This window comes from Thalassobacillus sp. B23F22_16 (assembly GCF_043496955.1).
Classification (GTDB): Bacteria; Bacillota; Bacilli; order Bacillales; family Halobacillaceae; genus Thalassobacillus; species Thalassobacillus devorans_A.
This window is the reverse complement of sequence record NZ_JBIEKD010000031.1, coordinates 1-15,197: the sequence shown is the minus strand read 5'-3', so window position 1 is coordinate 15,197 and position 15,197 is coordinate 1. Positions and strand designations below refer to the sequence as shown.

The window sequence follows — 15,197 nt, the reverse complement described above, 5'->3', positions numbered from 1 at the left end:
TTATCATCCTTTTTAAAAACAAATTAGACATTTAATTTGTTGTCATTTCAATATCCTTTAGCATTTCATCATATTGACTTCTTCCCATAGTGAAAGGTAAATCAATATTGGTTTGCCTGTTCAAACTCTGTCTTATTTGAGCATTTTCATAATCAATACAAGCGTAAACATATTGGAATAGACTATCATTATCTAAAACATTAGCTGTCAATTTATTTCGATCACTTAACATATTTTCTATGCCAGATACAAGTTGTTCTGATTCCCTGTTTAGGTTTTCAATAGTTCTTTCTTTATTACTGCTAATATTCGCAGACAAAATGATATACCTGGCTTTACTTACCATGTTTTTTGATTTTTGAATATCATTTACTTTTTCCACATAACTCTCTGCAAACATTCGTTTGTATTTATCTTCGTCTTTTTCAGCATTATCTCTTACCCATTCAAGGTAACTGTTTAAATTAATGGGTTTAGAAAATTGTTTAGTCTGTATAGGGAAAGAGCTGTATGGATAATTATTTAAAAACGTTTGATAGTTCGAATAAACTCTATTACGTTCCCTTTCACTTAATCCAGTTAAATTAATGCTTGATACTTCCACAACCTTAATCAGACGATTATCCAATGTTTCTATACAATCATTAGCTATATTGAATACACCAAGTTGAGATCTTATATCTTCGCTCATGTTTTCATTTTCCTCCTTAGTAAACTCATATATTTTCTTAGAGTTCTTAAACTGTATTTGCCACCAAATTGTTGTTATAAAAGAGATATTTCTTCTATACGGGTGCTTTACCCAAAAGAAAGTCAATGCCATAATAGGGGGCAAGAACGAAAAAAGGAATGTTGATGTATTCAGGTTTCCTGATTGATTCAAAATGATAATGGAAAAAACCGTTATAACAGCGAATGGGGCGGTATATACTACGTCTTTCCACCTTATATTACCTATAAAATACCTGGCAGGGTCAATCGCCATTGGTATTTCGATTTTTCCTTCTTCTCTTAATCTTTGTTTTTTTAATACAGTGCTTTCTTGTTCCAAAATTCCAACTCCTTTTCAAAAAGGGAGCACCGCATATTACAGTGCATCCCTGATAAAGGTAATGATCGGCTTTGCAAGAAAGAACACAACAATTCCAACAAGACAAACTATAAACCCACGTTGGAAAGAGCGTTTGTTTTCTTCACCACCGAACGCAGTTAATGCTGCCATCACAATAATACCAATGGCGAAAATCGTAATACCTAATGACCGAAATTCATCAAAAACTGTGTCTAGCAAATTATTAAGTGATTCAAACAATCTTTATGCACCCCCTAAATTTACTAAAAGCTATTTGCAAAAATGTATCTATAAGGTATCATTAAGATATCTAATAAGTACATTATACACTATTATTAATTGTGATACAATACAAATTAACCATTTTATTCTAAGAAAGTAGGGTAATTATGACGTCAGATCGTGAAAGAAAAGAGCTAAAGCCAGTACACTTAAGGTTAGATGAAGATTTTCTAAAAGAGATCGACCAATTTTCAAAAGAGTACCGTTTTAATACCAGAACAGATGCAATGCGTTTCTTGCTTGCGACCGGATTAAAGTTCCAAAGATCGGCAGGTGTAATTACAAGAAAAGATTGCAATGAAACTGAATAATTAATTCATTGTTTTAATAACTACCAACCCATCTTTAAGATGGGTTTTTTATTTCAATAAAATTATTCAGGTTAAAATCTTAGAGATTTTCCACGATTAAAAACTTCCCTTTGTAGAGTATTGAATTTTTCAGAGTATGTAGGTACATCTTTTAAATTTTTAAGACCATCATAAAGTTCAACTAATTGTTCATCAGAGAATTTCGAGTAATCTTCAATTTGTTTGTTTAATATCTCTTCGTTTTTTTGCTTACGTTCTTCTTCCTTTTGTTTAGTGAACCAATCAGGAATAACCTCATTACTTTTACGAACATTTGTTTCCTTTGCTAGTTTATCAGAATAATAGTTAGAAATCGACTTGTTTAGTAATGGGGTAATGTTTTTTATCTTCTGTTTTTTATCTGCATAATAAGTTATTACATTTTTTAAAATAAAACCGAACTCTTTTTCATTAATCTGATTGGCGTGTTTATCAAATGATTTTTGAATGTCTTTTAAATTAATTGAATGATAATTTAATTCATCAATCAGGTTTTTTAGAGAGACTGCTAGAGTAATGTTTTCAAAGCTATTCCATAGCATGTCCTGATCTATGATTTGATTCTTTGAAGTAATCTCTGGAGTAATCTCTGGAGTAATCTCTGGTATAGCTTGCTCACTATGTTCATTCGACAGCTCATTCTGCGCATTTGATTGCTCACTTTGATTACTCGATTGCTCAGTTTGAGCCTTCGATTGTTCATCATGATTTTTCGGTTGTTCATCTCCTTTATTATTAGAAAAAACATCCTTATTCAACATGGAGTAGCCTTCTAATGAGTACCCAATTTTATGTAAATCAGATTGAACATTTTTGAGATTTACTCGATATTGCCATGTTTTATCCCACTTATACAAAGGGTTTCTTCTTTTATCTAACCATCCATTTTTCACTAGGTCAGTAAAAACTCTATTAATTGTTGCGCGAGATGCAATTCCCATACACTCTGAAACCATTTCCTCTGCCGTCTTATATATCCATCCGTTTTTCAACGCACTTTCTATACCCTCTTTTAATTCACTCTCGCTATTAGCAAAAGTTTTTTGTCTTTCCATCTCTTCTTTTATAAAATCATCCGAATCTTTGACACGCTCTGACCAATAGATCATTTGATTCAAAACAATTGCATGATTAACCTTTCCTGTTAGTTCAACTAATTCTTCTTTTATTACAACTCGCTTTAATTGCTTCATTTAAAAAACCTCCATTTATCCCTTAAGCACTAGACCACATTTAATGGTTTATCATGAATTAGGGAAACTAGAGGTTTATTTGTTTACATATGTTATTTTTTTGCTATAATATAAGATGAGTAGCAAAAAACAAATATGTTTTCTCTAAAATCCCTTTCACGCAATTGTCGGCTAAACAATTAATCTAGTGGATAGGGGTTTTATTTTTTTGTCTTTTTTTATCAATGTTTCTTTAATAAAGAATAACAATATATCAAACTTTTGGCAAAGGATATCAGGTTTTGTCAAATTATATGTTTCATCATAACATTCCATATATAGGAAAACTTTAAATTTAATGTCCTACCAACACAAGGGCTGACAGGACATAAGTTTTAACATTATTCAAAGTCTTTACTGGAAAAAGACGCATTACCTAAGTTAGATGGTTTTCTCCTTCTTTTACCAAAGCTATTTTTTTCTTCCTCATTGTTACTCTCTGCTGCCTTTTGTGAATCGTCGGGCATCTTTATCATTGTTTCCATTTGATTTTTGTACATTTTTAAAACATGCTTGATAAAACCTGCCCTGGTTGAACCATTGTTATCAATAAAATCTAGCATATCTTTATCTTTTTCAGGGTCATAACGAAGTTCAATTCTTTCCATTTTCTTTTTAGTCATCATGATCACTCTCTGCTGTTGCTAATCCGTACTTATAATAGCCGTTTACATTAGCAGTTTCACTTTTTTCAATAAATATTGCTCGTTTAAACCTTTTTGTTACTTCTTTTTTGTTGATTAAGTTTGCCCCTCCCCCGGTGAAAAATAAAGTATCTATTTGAGAAGTATCTTTTAAAGTTGAAGTAACTTTGTTAGTTAATTGTCTTGTGTACTTAGTAATAGATCGATTAACCTCTTTCGTAATTTCAATAGATTCATCTTTATTTGGTGCGAAGTAGTATCTGTCTTTTTGTTCTCTTAGTATTTTTTCAATATCATTTTTAGTTAAAGTGATATTTTCCTTACTGCATTCAGATATAATAGAATCGTATAAGTGGTGAGCACCTTCTTTTTCCTGTGAACGCCCGGTTTCATCTAAATTCATATTATTAAGTGTGTCGATTAGTATTGTACCTCCACCACAATCAACAACTGAAATTGTTTCTTCGTCAAAATCATCTTCTACAATATACCCTTGATCATCTAACATTTTGTTATATACAGTTCCTATGGGCTGTGGAATTACCTTAACCTCATTCACTCTGACATTCAAACTCACCCCATCAACAACTACGTTGTGATCGGCTTTTAAAACTTTTATAAGTGTTTTTACAGCTTTTTCGTTAAAATCATTAGTGGGAACACCAGTGACAATATCAACCTCTAAAATGCCGTTTTTAGCCTCCTGGAAGTCTTTTGCAAGCTCTCCAATAGCAAAACTACTTAGCAACCTAAATTCAGTTGTAGAATAGCGATTTTCAAAACCTATGGTATCTATAAGATCAACTTTTTTCGCATCATTTATATCAGCACCCCACGCATAAGAAAAATCATTATCATAGTTTACGCTGTACTCCTTAATGTCACGTTTAGACTTTTTAATTGATGTGTCTTGATTACCTAAGTCCTCATAATAAGCAAACTTACTAGGTAAAACCTTTTCTAACTTGCTTGATTTTATTTTTGTTTGAATATTACCTAAGTCTAAAGCGAATAATTCCATTTTTTATCACCTCTAAATTAATTTACCGGTATTTTACCGATTTCCTACATTCTATTATACCGGTATTTTACCGAATGTCAAGAAGAAATAACGGTATTTTGCCGACTTATTCTGACAACACACATTAGACCTGCCGTTAATTTACCGGTATTTTACCGATTTTAAAAACCCCTTATGCTTTATAGCGAGATAAGGGGATATTTATTATCTTTCCATTTGAAGTTCTTTAGTTTTAGTGACTTCTTTCGTTTCTTTTTTATCATTATTTTGTTCATTTTCCGTATCATGTTCTTTGGTAGCTTCTTGTAATTTTTCGGAGGTTTTTTCTGGGTTGTAAGACTGTTGAATATCGTTTACTTCTGACTCCATTTCGTTAATGTGGCCTTGAAATTTAAGCTTCATATCATTAAGTTTTTGTTCTTCCTCTGCGCTTTGAACATCCATGTTTTCTAACTGACTTAAACGCTCTTTACTTGAATCTATATGATTATTCATTGATTTAATTTGTGAATAAGCAAGAACAGATTTAAGGAGATCAGGATTATTGTTAAGGGCATTCTCTATTTTTTGTTCATAGCCTTTTTGATTAGTTGTATATCGTGTTTCTTCACGATTTACTTCTTGCGTTTTGTTGTTTTCATTTTCTGTATTTCCTGTTTTTTTATCTAGGGCAGCACTCATGTTTTTTAAACGATCATTTATATTACCCATAAATTTATTAATTTTATTTTTAGCATAAGTTTTTAAATCTTTAACAGGCTTTACTGTTGCAGTTTTAACTGTTTTAAACTTCGATCTAGCGTTTGCCTTTATGTGATTAGATAAGCTATTTAATTTATCTTTAAAGGTATCAGCATCTATATTTTTATTTTCAAAATCATCAAGGGCAGCTTCAACTTTTTTAAAATGATCGTTCAGCATTCCTTCTAATTCCTCTTTAGAAAGATTAGTTGTTTGTTCTTTTTCATCAGTAACTTCATTGTCTATAAATTCATTTAAAATTTCCTTTTGGTTTTCTATTTCATCATAAACCTTTTCCCTTGAAAGATCATCATTATTAACAGATTGCTTCTGTCCACTTTCTTTATAAATTTCATCAGAATTTAATTCATTAGTTTCCTCAACTTCTGTTGTTTGTTCCTGGGATAATCTTTCTTGATCTCTTTTTCTGCTTTGAAATATACGCATAGCAATATCACTTGCTACATCCATTATTTTATCAGCTTCACCACTACTCATTATCACTATCTCCTTTCATAAATTTAATTGGTTTATTTGAATTTATATATTCAGAAAAGACCTTTAATAATTCTTCTGTTTCTTCAACTTCTAAATGGTCACACTCAAAGTATTTTTCGAGTAATGCTCCTTTTTGAATTAAGCGATTAGCTCTTTTTTTTCTTTCATTTTGCATAAAATTATACCATTTCCTTTTTTCTCTTTCTAATTTCTGTTTTGCTTTCTTCAATAAAATTAAAGTGTCTTTTGTGTTATTTACATATCGGACTTTCCCGTATCACCTTCTTCATCTTTTAAAAGACTTTTAGCATCTTCCTTTAATGAATCAATAACATCAAAAACCTTTTCGCTATCATGATCATCTTCAATATCCCAAGTTTTCATAAGATATTTTCCAAGTTCAATTTGAGCCTTTTCTTCAAGTTCCTTAATTTCTCTTTCTAGTTCTAGTAGTTTTTCTTGTTTTTTATTTTTTCGCTTTATGGCATTTCTTGCTTGTGTTGACAAGATAATCACTCCTTAATTTTTAGTAGTTAATCTTACATTAAATAATACACAAAACCATTGCCAAAATCAACCATTGTGTTATAATAATAGTCACAGTCAAATGACAGTGCCCATCTACACGCAGTGATTTTATTTCGCTCACGCTACATAAAATACACTTCGTATATTCGATGGGTTTCCCGCAGGGGCTTTTGTATAGTGGAAAAGTCGATTCCATCGACTTATATTTATTTAAAAAGGAGGTGCATGATCATGGCAAGAGGTTATTATATGTTTGATTGTAAAACCGTTAATGCTTCAACTCAATCGGCTGTTGCAATGGCTGCTTATCGTTCAGGAGATAAATTATATTCTTTGAAAGATGGAGAAACAAAAAAATACAAAGAACGATTTGTACAGCCGGAAACATTTATTATGAAACCAGATCATGCACCTGAATGGACACTTGAAAGAGAAAGATTGTGGAATGAAGTTGAGAAATACGAAAACAGAAATAACGCAAGGATTGCAAGAAGTATTGTTCTATCTTTACCAAACGATATGACAGAAGAACAACAAACTGAATTGACAAGAGAGTATGTAAAAGAGAATTTTTCTGATGAAGGTATGGTTGCTGATGTTGCTATTCATAGGGATGATGTAAACAATCCACACGCTCATGTTTTACTTACTGTAAGAGAGTTTAATGAACATGGAGAATGGGAGAAACGTAAATCAAAACGTGTTCCTAAACTTGATGAAAATGGGAATCAAGTTTACAACGAAAAAGGATGGAAACAGACGGTATCTGTTAAATTGAATGACTGGGATAAACGAGAAACATTAAACAGATGGAGAGAGAATTGGGCAGAGAAATTAAATGAGAAGTCACTTCAATTTGGATTGGATAAAACATATAGTCATAAATCTTTTGAGGAACAAGGCAGACTAGAAAAGGCTCAAATTCGTTTAACTCGAAATGAATATCAATATGAACAAAGAGTAAAACAGGAAGCAGAACAAGAAGGAAAAGAATATAATCCAGTCACTTATTATGGTCAGAAAAATGCAGAAATTAAAAAATACAACGAGCAATTTGCTGATGTCATTCACCTGGAAGATTATAAAACAAAACGAGATTATAAATCTGAATTGAATCAGTTAAGAAAACATATGCACGTTGACGAAAGAAATGTTGAAGCTACAAATTTACTTGTAGACAGAATAAAAGGTTATGTAGATTATAAATCATCATCCAAACTTTACCATGATTTTACAAGCAATCAAAACAAATGGAAACTTAAAATTGAACGTTCGTCTGTCATGAATAATGTTCATGAAAAATTACTGAATAATATCAAAGAACAACACAAAAAGAACCCTGATTTTGTTAAGAAATTCGGTTATTCCATTGATAATTTTGAAAGTGAAATGAATAAAGATATGGAAAAAGTAAAAGAATCACAAGCCAAGATCAATGAAGAATTCAAGAAATTTAATGAATTAAAACAAGCATCTATCACAAGTTTTGGGTATCAAAAACATTTAACAGATACAGAATTTGCTGCTGTTTATGATAAAGCAAATATCAATGACTTTAGCTATGATGAAAAGTATTTTGCCTTGCAAATGTTGAAGGATTATAACATTCTGTTGCCGGAAGATAAGATCAAAAAGGAAATGAAAAATCAGGATAAATATAACGAAAATCAACTTTATACGCCTACATGGAAACAGGCTAAAGACTTAATGACTTCTATTAATATTTATGACCGCACCATTAATAAATTAAGCAAACAAAATACAGATAAAGCAACACCAGAAGAAATGAAAGACACCATTATTAAAATACAAAGTTATAAAGAACTTAAAGAAAATTATAACCAATATCTCAGTGAGCTAAAGCCTGTTATTGACATGAATGTCAAAGAAACGTTTGATAATGAAGCCCTGCAAAATACTTCAATGGAAGTGAAACTTGCTGCCTTAGAATCGTACTCTAAACTTAATGAGGATGAAAAGAATAATTTGAACACTCATGAGTTTATAGAGAACTTGCAACAAGAACAAGAGCAACAAGCAAACTATCTCAATCAGCAAGGAGAACAACAAGACAGTCAGGAACGTAAGGAAGTTTATAAAGATAATGCTGATAAAGCGAAAGACATTGCAAGTGGTTTGTTTGATGTTTTAAAGGCAATAGGGCAAGAAAGAGATTCAATGGATGATAGAAGGAAGAAAGATCGAACTAAGGTATTCAGAAAACGTGGAACAGATGGAAGAGAGCTTTAATCACAATGAAAGGATGATAACAAATGAGTAAAGTAGTAATATTCGCAGAGAAGCCGAGCCAAGCAAGGGCATATTCAGAAGCCTTCCGGGTAAAGAAAAAACATAAGACCCACATTGAATTAAACCCATGTGATATTTTTTCAGAAGGTGCGATTATCACCTGGGGTTATGGGCATTTAATAGAATTAAAAATGCCACAGGAATACAAAGAAGAATGGGGGAAGTGGAATCTTTCAAATCTCCCCATAATACCCGATAAATTCCAATATAAGCCCAAAAAATCGAGTGCCGATCAGTTTAAATTTGTTAAAGAACAATTCAAAAAGTGCGAATCAGATAATGGGATTTTGATAAACGCAGCTGATATCGATAGGGAAGGTGAACTTATATTCGCACTTTGTAAGATGCAATCAGGAGTTAAAAATGTAATAACTAAAAGATTATGGATAAACTCACTTGAGGTTGATGAAATTAAAAGGGGTTTTAACAATTTACAAGACGATAAAAAAAGCCTACTTATGTTTGAAGAAGCCCAAACAAGACAATTAGCTGATTGGCTTGTAGGAATCAATGGTAGCCAATTATACACCCTGTTATTGCAACAAAAGGGAGTAGAAGGGGTTTTCAGTGTCGGGAGAGTGCAAACGGTTTTAACCTACTTGATATATCAACGAGACAAAGAAATTAATGAATTTGTATCTAAACCTTTCTATGAATTGGAATCTGAATTTCACCATGAAAATGGAAGTTATAAAGGCAAAGCCAAAATTAAAGAAGATAAAAAGGAAACTATACAGGATATATTGAATGAAGCAAATATTAGTGAATTAACATCACAGGATGCTGTCATTAAAGAAGTTAATAAAACACTAAAAACTACAAAATCACCAAAATTGCATTCATTATCAACATTACAATCAAAAGCAAACAAACAGTGGAAATATAATCCATCAAAAGTACTTGAAACAGTACAAAGACTATATGAAAAAAAGATAGTAAGCTACCCGAGAACAGATTGTAACCACATAACAGATGCCGAATTTAAATATCTGAAAGATAATATAAAAAATTATCAAACACTTATGGATGTAAATTTTGAAGCTAACGGAGAACCGAATAAAAGATTCGTAGATTCAAATAAAGTCCAGGAACATTATGCATTAGTGCCAACCAAAAACATACCAAATAAAAATGATATTGAGAATTTATCTAATGAAGAAAGAAATATTTACTTTGAAGTAGTGGCTACAACATTAGCTATGTTTCACCAAGATTATAAGTACGAGGAAACACATATTATTACAAACGTGAATGACATTGAGTTTCATACAAAAGGAAAAATTGAAGTGCATCAAGGGTGGAAAGAGCTATTCCCGAAAAAAGAGAATAAAGAAAGCCATAGTAAAAAAGAAAAAGAACCACTCCCCAATGTAAACAAGGATGAAAGGGTAAATGCTAACTTAGACATTGTGGAAGGATTCACAACGCCCCCGAAACCATATACCGAAGGTCAGCTTATTAATTTAATGAAAACTGCCGGAAAAATGGTGGAGGATGAAGAAGATAGCGATATTTTAAAAGAAGTGGAAGGTATCGGAACAGAAGCAACGAGATCCGGCATCATTGAAACAGTTAAAGACAAGAAATATATAAAAATAAGTAATAACATTGTCAGCATTACAAAAAGAGGGGAAATATTAAGTGAAGCAGTTGAAGGAACATTACTCTCTAGCCCTTCTATGACTGCAAAATGGGAATCATATCTCAAGAAAATAGGTGAAGGGAATGGGTCAAAGGAACATTTCTTAAACAACATAAAAAAATTTCTCTTATCGACAATTGAAGATGCAACAAAAAGAGTAGATACATTGGATAATAAAATACAACAACATAATGAATCGAAGGGAATAGCCAATTGTCCATCTTGTAACGGTAAAATAGAAGATAAAGGAAAGTTTTATGGTTGTTCAGGATATAAAGATGGTTGCAAGGTAACCTTCCCTAAAAAATGGGCAAGTAAAAGTTTAAGTAAAACAATGATAAAAACGTTATGTGAAAAAGGAAAGACAAATAAACTCAAAGGCTTTAAAGGGAAAAAGGGCGATTTTCAAGCTGCATTAAAATTGGATGATAATTACAAACTAAAATTTGATTTTGGTAAATAAGGAGTGATTACATGAACAATAATTTTACTCCATCAAGCAGAGTAGACAATATATTTTATGGAGATATATTTGAAATTAATGATAAAGTTTGTCTGGTTTTCGGTTACGGAAAATCTGAAGCCTGTCGTATCGCTTCAAATAACGATGAAAATAAACAAATAGGTGTAGATCATGCCTGTATTACCACAGATAACAAAGGAAATGCATATGGACATTATGAAGTGAATATTCGAGGTAGAAAGGTAGATGACCCAATTAAAGAAAGAAGAAAAATAGATTGTTTATTACGGATGCTCGATCAAGAAGAAACCCAAAAATTAATAAACGACAACCCCTTTTTAAAAGAAAAACTATCAATCATAGAGATTCCTTTTGAAGCTTTCATTAGATTCTCGGACTTTAATATAACATTTACTGCTGAATCACTCATGCCAACCATTGCTGATGGAGTGCCAATAACTGAACAAAACCCTGATAAACGCAGAAGGAACTTCTTAAAACTCACGCAGGATGCAAAACTCCCCTGCTTAATTGTACCCTGGGCTGAAACAGTAGAAGAAAAAGCTGAAATAATGAAAAGAGATCTCCACAGTGACCAATAACATGTATTGAAAATGATAAACCACCCTTTAAAGGGTGGTCTTTTTCTTTAGATATTAAAGGTTCCTCATCCAATGCTTAACTGATTCAGACATTGTAAACGCTGTTCCTTTTAATTCTTCGAGAATAAAACTCGTAACTTCCCCAATAGTTATCCTTTCGTGATATGGATTGTTTTTATTAATGAATTTAAGAATTTCCCGGAGTTGTTTCATACGGTTAGGGTCTAATTCATCTTTGACTTGGCTAGTTATTATGGCATTTATAACATCAGTGTTTTTAAAGGCTGTTTCAAGCAATAGACCGGTTGCAGATGAAACGGATGAATCTAAGGAAAAAGCCAAATGTGACAACTTGTCATGATCTGATTGCGAAAAACGAATAGTCATACGTTGTTTTGCTATTCCTTTTTGTGATTTAAATGGTGGACGTTCTGAATCACCGATATACATTGTATTATTGCTCGCCCAATAATCACGCCTGAAATGATTAGATAAAAGCTCCATTACCGCAGCAGAATATAAACCTCTTTTGCAAACCATTACCCCAATATCTTTTATTGGGGTATTTGTTACATAAGATGTTCGATTAAAACATTCATATAATTCAACTGGAATAAAAGGTTTTATGTCACGCTTTTTATCGCTTCTCGTTTTTCTCTCCCCCACTACTTTTACCACGAAAACCCCTCACTTATCATTAAGACATTGTCCTAGTGTCCTAGACTTATAGTTTATTCTATGCAAAGGGAGGGGGGAGTTATGTATCTTTAGGACAAGAAAAAACAACCTTTTATAAACCAAAAGGAATTATTTTTTCTTTTTAGGAAAACCATATTTTTTACTATGTTTATTGATTTTTTTAGCAAGTTCTTTCGCTTCATCTTTAGTCATTTTTACCGCCATATTATATCAACTCCTTGCCATAAGTTTGGACAAGAAGGTTATTTTTTAAACATTAGTAGATTAATAATTTAAAACGTAATAAAAAGGATAATTTTCTCCTGGTGTCGTAAATCGTTGTCAACTCGCTGCGCTTTGTTCCATGCTATTTAAATACTTCCCTATGCGCTTTACTTCGGGTATCGAACCCTCGTAAACCGATCATTTTAAAAGTTCACTAAAATGATTCGCTCAAAATAATAATCCTGCGGCCAATATAAAACGATTGGCTGCAGGATTACTTTTTCGCTTTTAATCTTTTTTTATCGGGTATCGAACCCGAAACAAAAAGAAACTGCTGTCTCTTATGCTTTTGTTAGTGGTGGAATTTTGTATCATCCTTCTTTGTGTCTCCCAAGTATAATGATTGGCTCATAACTCGGTCAAGGGCTAGCGAAAAGTAAATGAAAACTGAAAAACCAAGTAGGCTAACTGGCACTAACTCAACAAAAAACGTTTCGTAAGTGCCAATAAGTCATTGGGTTTTACTGTTTTCAAACGGACACACCACGTTTCCGAAAATACCATAAAAGAGCATACGTGTCCTATACTTTTCTTGCAAGTCGGCTAAAGATCAAGCCGACCCTTCGACACTCGTTTTCGCCAACATTGGTTGGGTGACACACAAAGAAAGAGAGGTGATTCAGTTGATAATAGAATTAATCATCACAGTAATACTTATTGTTGCAGGTTGCTATGTACTCTTGCAGTTGTATGATGTGTTTGAGAACGAATTAATCCGTACTCTAATTGTTATAGGGTACGGATTGTTTGTTATCAGTATGCTTTTTCATTGGTTTTTCTCAAATGTTCATAACATGATTTGAACATTCACGAGGGGAAGTAGGAGCTTCCCCTTAATTATAATTCACTTATTAAATCAATAATATCATAATTGGAGGAATCTTTCATGGAAACAGTTTATGAAATCGTTAGAGTGAAGCAGGTTGTAATGGAAAGTCAGGTAAAAAATGATATTGTTAGAAGCCCGGAAGATGGTGCTGATATTGCATATGATTTTATCGGAGAAGATGACAGAGAAATTTTCTTAGTTATGTGTCTGAACACTAAAAACAGGGTAATCGCTGTCCATAGATGTCATGTGGGCTCGCTTAATGCTTCCATTGTACATCCAAGAGAGGTGTTCAAAACAGCAATTATGAATAATTCAGCGTCTATCATGGTAGCACATCAGCACCCAAGTGGAGATCCCCAGCCATCACAGGAGGACATTCATATAACGAGAAGGCTTCACGAAGCAGGTCAGCTAATAGGCATCCAGTTGCTCGACCACCTAGTGATAGGAGAAAAAGTTAATTCCAGAATCAAATTTAATAGTTTGAAAGAGAAAGGTTACCTATAAGGTAGCCTTTCTTTTTTTGCTACGCAAAAATTAAAAAAGATTACTTTGTAATCAAAAACTGTTTACAATGTTAGCATTTTATGCTAACATTGTAAGCAAATGACTGAAAGGGGAGTAATCAATGAAAAAAGCAACTGAAAAAATAATAAATTATTTTCCGTCACTTAAAGACAATATACCGGATTGCGACAGTATATTGCTCGAAGAACAAACTTTGCAAGAGTTGAGTGATACAGAGCAAGTATTTCTAAAGATGATTTGGTTTTTTGAACAACCTTCACAGAATAATTTCAACCTATATGATTTATTAGAGTACCTTGATCAAGATTGGCTTTCTCTCGCTTTAGAAAGCATTATGACGTTTTTTTACAAAGACAATTACTTTGGAGACAACCCTGGTTTTTCCCTCATAACAGACGAATCAGATTATATGAATCAAACGAATTTCGCTAACTTCTTAAACGAACATAAAAAGCTACATGGAAGGAATTTTAGCCGACCTATGCTTAACTCTTATTTAAACAGAGGGATTATTCCTACTCCTGACCTTGAATTAGCAGGAACTAAATACTGGTTGAAAGAAACATGTGAAAGCTATTTGAACTCAATCGCTAATCAGTCTAAAGACTGAAAGCAGGATTAATCCTGCTATGTGTTTTCAAACAATAAAAGAAAAAGGGAGTTTTGAAGATGGAGAATGTATTTTTTATAAGTGACGAACACCGAGATAACTTTGATTTTTTACAAAGTGTTTTTCCGGTGGCTTTGGGTGATCCTGAATATCAGTCGGCTTGTTATATTTCTGCTTTACCTATGATTTTTAATAAATTTAAAGGTGAAATTAATCAATATGACACACCTTTGGATTGGATTATTAATTGGCAAATGAAGCATTTTGAGCAAGGTGAAGATGAATTAGATGAGGATTATGAAGAAAGAACACAAGTTGATGTGAGTTATGATTTGACCTCTTCCATGCAACAATTAGGACAGTTAGGCTTGAATCTCTTTAATTCCTATGATTATTTTAATATGATGGATTGTTTAAATTCTTTAGATGATAAGAACGTGAAAGTTTTTAAGGCAGCAATAGATATCCGGTTAGGGCTTTTAAAGCGTTAATTACAATTCGTATAATAACTAAAAGGAACTTCGGGGCAACCGCAAGGGTCTGTTAATTTACTGTAAGCAAGCAAAGAACGCTTGTCTAACATTAAATTACATCTCGCTGTGACCTAAAAAGACCGATAACTACAAATCGTAAAAGTCGGCCACTTTCCAAGTTCGTGAAAGTAGCCAACTTATAACGGTTTGTAAGTTCCTGCTCTTTTCTTAACGCTCCCACGATTGCAAAGATCAAAAGATAACAGAATAAAGACCAAACAGATAGAACAGGTGAACCTGTTCTTTTTATTTAACATTATTTTTCCATTTGCACATCCGAACAATAAACACCTGGCACTCTAAATCGCAAACAGGGCAGGTTCCGTATGCCTAACCCTGTTTGCGG

16 protein-coding genes are annotated in these 15,197 nt (G+C 32.6%); 7 read left to right on the top strand and 9 right to left on the bottom strand.

Annotated features, from left to right (window positions below; genetic code table 11):
* Nucleotides 1-31 precede the first annotated feature (31 nt).
* Together ACGTNI_RS17845 and ACGTNI_RS17840 are read right to left on the bottom strand one after the other, a co-directional pair.
* On the bottom strand, nucleotides 32-1,051 hold the full coding sequence (locus ACGTNI_RS17845; protein WP_394463972.1) for a TraC-like domain-containing protein: 1,020 nt from the start codon (nucleotides 1,049-1,051) through the stop codon (nucleotides 32-34).
* Between the two features lie 36 nt (nucleotides 1,052-1,087).
* On the bottom strand, nucleotides 1,088-1,312 hold the full coding sequence (locus tag ACGTNI_RS17840) for a TrbC/VirB2 family protein (protein WP_394463971.1): 225 nt from the start codon (nucleotides 1,310-1,312) through the stop codon (nucleotides 1,088-1,090).
* A gap of 149 nt (nucleotides 1,313-1,461) precedes the next feature.
* Between ACGTNI_RS17840 and ACGTNI_RS17835 the strand changes: the two genes are divergently transcribed.
* A complete protein-coding gene (locus ACGTNI_RS17835) occupies nucleotides 1,462-1,665 on the top strand; it encodes a ribbon-helix-helix domain-containing protein (RefSeq protein ID WP_394463969.1) in 204 nt (67 codons plus the stop codon).
* Between the two features lie 71 nt (nucleotides 1,666-1,736).
* On the opposite strand, the gene ACGTNI_RS17830 is transcribed toward ACGTNI_RS17835, so the two are convergent.
* From ACGTNI_RS17830 to ACGTNI_RS17805, 6 genes are all read right to left on the bottom strand, one after another.
* Nucleotides 1,737-2,897, bottom strand: coding sequence for a hypothetical protein (locus ACGTNI_RS17830; RefSeq protein WP_394463968.1), 1,161 nt, complete (start codon nucleotides 2,895-2,897; stop codon nucleotides 1,737-1,739).
* A gap of 380 nt (nucleotides 2,898-3,277) precedes the next feature.
* Nucleotides 3,278-3,559 (bottom strand): hypothetical protein, encoded by a 282-nt coding sequence (locus tag ACGTNI_RS17825; RefSeq protein ID WP_394463967.1) that lies wholly within the window; start codon nucleotides 3,557-3,559, stop codon nucleotides 3,278-3,280.
* Nucleotides 3,552-4,601, bottom strand: a complete 1,050-nt coding sequence (locus ACGTNI_RS17820) for a ParM/StbA family protein (RefSeq protein ID WP_394463966.1) — start codon at nucleotides 4,599-4,601, stop codon at nucleotides 3,552-3,554. The genes ACGTNI_RS17825 and ACGTNI_RS17820 overlap by 8 nt, the downstream gene beginning before the upstream one ends.
* A 204-nt stretch (nucleotides 4,602-4,805) precedes the next feature.
* On the bottom strand, nucleotides 4,806-5,840 hold the full coding sequence (locus tag ACGTNI_RS17815; protein ID WP_394463965.1) for a hypothetical protein: 1,035 nt from the start codon (nucleotides 5,838-5,840) through the stop codon (nucleotides 4,806-4,808).
* The gene (locus tag ACGTNI_RS17810) at nucleotides 5,833-6,015 is read right to left on the bottom strand and encodes a hypothetical protein (RefSeq protein ID WP_444875590.1); all 183 of its coding nucleotides are present in this window, start codon (nucleotides 6,013-6,015) and stop codon (nucleotides 5,833-5,835) included. The genes ACGTNI_RS17815 and ACGTNI_RS17810 overlap by 8 nt, the downstream gene beginning before the upstream one ends.
* Nucleotides 6,016-6,095: 80 nt before the next feature.
* Nucleotides 6,096-6,347: a hypothetical protein gene (locus ACGTNI_RS17805; protein WP_394463964.1), complete on the bottom strand. Its 252-nt coding sequence runs from the start codon at nucleotides 6,345-6,347 to the stop codon at nucleotides 6,096-6,098.
* Nucleotides 6,348-6,599: 252 nt separating this feature from the next.
* Between ACGTNI_RS17805 and mobQ the strand changes: the two genes are divergently transcribed.
* Genes mobQ through ACGTNI_RS17790 form a run of 3 tightly spaced genes read left to right on the top strand, consistent with a single transcriptional unit; the run spans nucleotide 6,600 to nucleotide 11,385 of the window.
* Nucleotides 6,600-8,618, top strand: a complete 2,019-nt coding sequence (gene mobQ / locus ACGTNI_RS17800) for a MobQ family relaxase (protein WP_394463963.1) — start codon at nucleotides 6,600-6,602, stop codon at nucleotides 8,616-8,618.
* Nucleotides 8,619-8,641: 23 nt separating this feature from the next.
* The gene (locus tag ACGTNI_RS17795; protein ID WP_394463962.1) at nucleotides 8,642-10,783 is read left to right on the top strand and encodes a type IA DNA topoisomerase; all 2,142 of its coding nucleotides are present in this window, start codon (nucleotides 8,642-8,644) and stop codon (nucleotides 10,781-10,783) included.
* Nucleotides 10,784-10,794: 11 nt separating this feature from the next.
* Nucleotides 10,795-11,385 carry a hypothetical protein gene (locus tag ACGTNI_RS17790; protein WP_394463961.1) on the top strand — a complete coding sequence of 197 codons (591 nt, stop codon included), beginning with the start codon at nucleotides 10,795-10,797 and terminating at the stop codon, nucleotides 11,383-11,385.
* 54 nt (nucleotides 11,386-11,439) lie between these two features.
* On the opposite strand, the gene ACGTNI_RS17785 is transcribed toward ACGTNI_RS17790, so the two are convergent.
* Nucleotides 11,440-12,063 (bottom strand): hypothetical protein, encoded by a 624-nt coding sequence (locus ACGTNI_RS17785; protein WP_394463960.1) that lies wholly within the window; start codon nucleotides 12,061-12,063, stop codon nucleotides 11,440-11,442.
* 1,171 nt (nucleotides 12,064-13,234) lie between these two features.
* Here ACGTNI_RS17785 and radC point away from each other — a divergent pair.
* From radC to ACGTNI_RS17770, 3 genes are all read left to right on the top strand, one after another.
* The gene (radC, locus tag ACGTNI_RS17780; RefSeq protein WP_394463959.1) at nucleotides 13,235-13,687 is read left to right on the top strand and encodes a RadC family protein; all 453 of its coding nucleotides are present in this window, start codon (nucleotides 13,235-13,237) and stop codon (nucleotides 13,685-13,687) included.
* A gap of 121 nt (nucleotides 13,688-13,808) precedes the next feature.
* The gene (locus ACGTNI_RS17775; protein WP_394463958.1) at nucleotides 13,809-14,318 is read left to right on the top strand and encodes a hypothetical protein; all 510 of its coding nucleotides are present in this window, start codon (nucleotides 13,809-13,811) and stop codon (nucleotides 14,316-14,318) included.
* Between the two features lie 59 nt (nucleotides 14,319-14,377).
* Nucleotides 14,378-14,809, top strand: a complete 432-nt coding sequence (locus ACGTNI_RS17770; protein WP_394463957.1) for a DUF2538 family protein — start codon at nucleotides 14,378-14,380, stop codon at nucleotides 14,807-14,809.
* Nucleotides 14,810-15,197: the final 388 nt, after the last annotated feature.

Excerpts from the sequence above, each read along its gene's own strand:
- mobQ (WP_394463963.1), top strand. The coding sequence starts at position 6,600 with ATGGCAAGAGGTTATTATATGTTTGATTGTAAAACCGTTAATGCTTCA.
- ACGTNI_RS17830 (WP_394463968.1), bottom strand. The coding sequence starts at position 2,897 with ATGAAGCAATTAAAGCGAGTTGTAATAAAAGAAGAATTAGTTGAACTA.
- ACGTNI_RS17795 (WP_394463962.1), top strand. The coding sequence starts at position 8,642 with ATGAGTAAAGTAGTAATATTCGCAGAGAAGCCGAGCCAAGCAAGGGCA.
- ACGTNI_RS17835 (WP_394463969.1), top strand. The coding sequence starts at position 1,462 with ATGACGTCAGATCGTGAAAGAAAAGAGCTAAAGCCAGTACACTTAAGG.
- ACGTNI_RS17790 (WP_394463961.1), top strand. The coding sequence starts at position 10,795 with ATGAACAATAATTTTACTCCATCAAGCAGAGTAGACAATATATTTTAT.
- ACGTNI_RS17825 (WP_394463967.1), bottom strand. The coding sequence starts at position 3,559 with ATGACTAAAAAGAAAATGGAAAGAATTGAACTTCGTTATGACCCTGAA.
- ACGTNI_RS17775 (WP_394463958.1), top strand. The coding sequence starts at position 13,809 with ATGAAAAAAGCAACTGAAAAAATAATAAATTATTTTCCGTCACTTAAA.
- ACGTNI_RS17810 (WP_444875590.1), bottom strand. The coding sequence starts at position 6,015 with ATGCAAAATGAAAGAAAAAAAAGAGCTAATCGCTTAATTCAAAAAGGA.
- ACGTNI_RS17820 (WP_394463966.1), bottom strand. The coding sequence starts at position 4,601 with ATGGAATTATTCGCTTTAGACTTAGGTAATATTCAAACAAAAATAAAA.
- ACGTNI_RS17770 (WP_394463957.1), top strand. The coding sequence starts at position 14,378 with ATGGAGAATGTATTTTTTATAAGTGACGAACACCGAGATAACTTTGAT.
- radC (WP_394463959.1), top strand. The coding sequence starts at position 13,235 with ATGGAAACAGTTTATGAAATCGTTAGAGTGAAGCAGGTTGTAATGGAA.
- ACGTNI_RS17815 (WP_394463965.1), bottom strand. The coding sequence starts at position 5,840 with ATGAGTAGTGGTGAAGCTGATAAAATAATGGATGTAGCAAGTGATATT.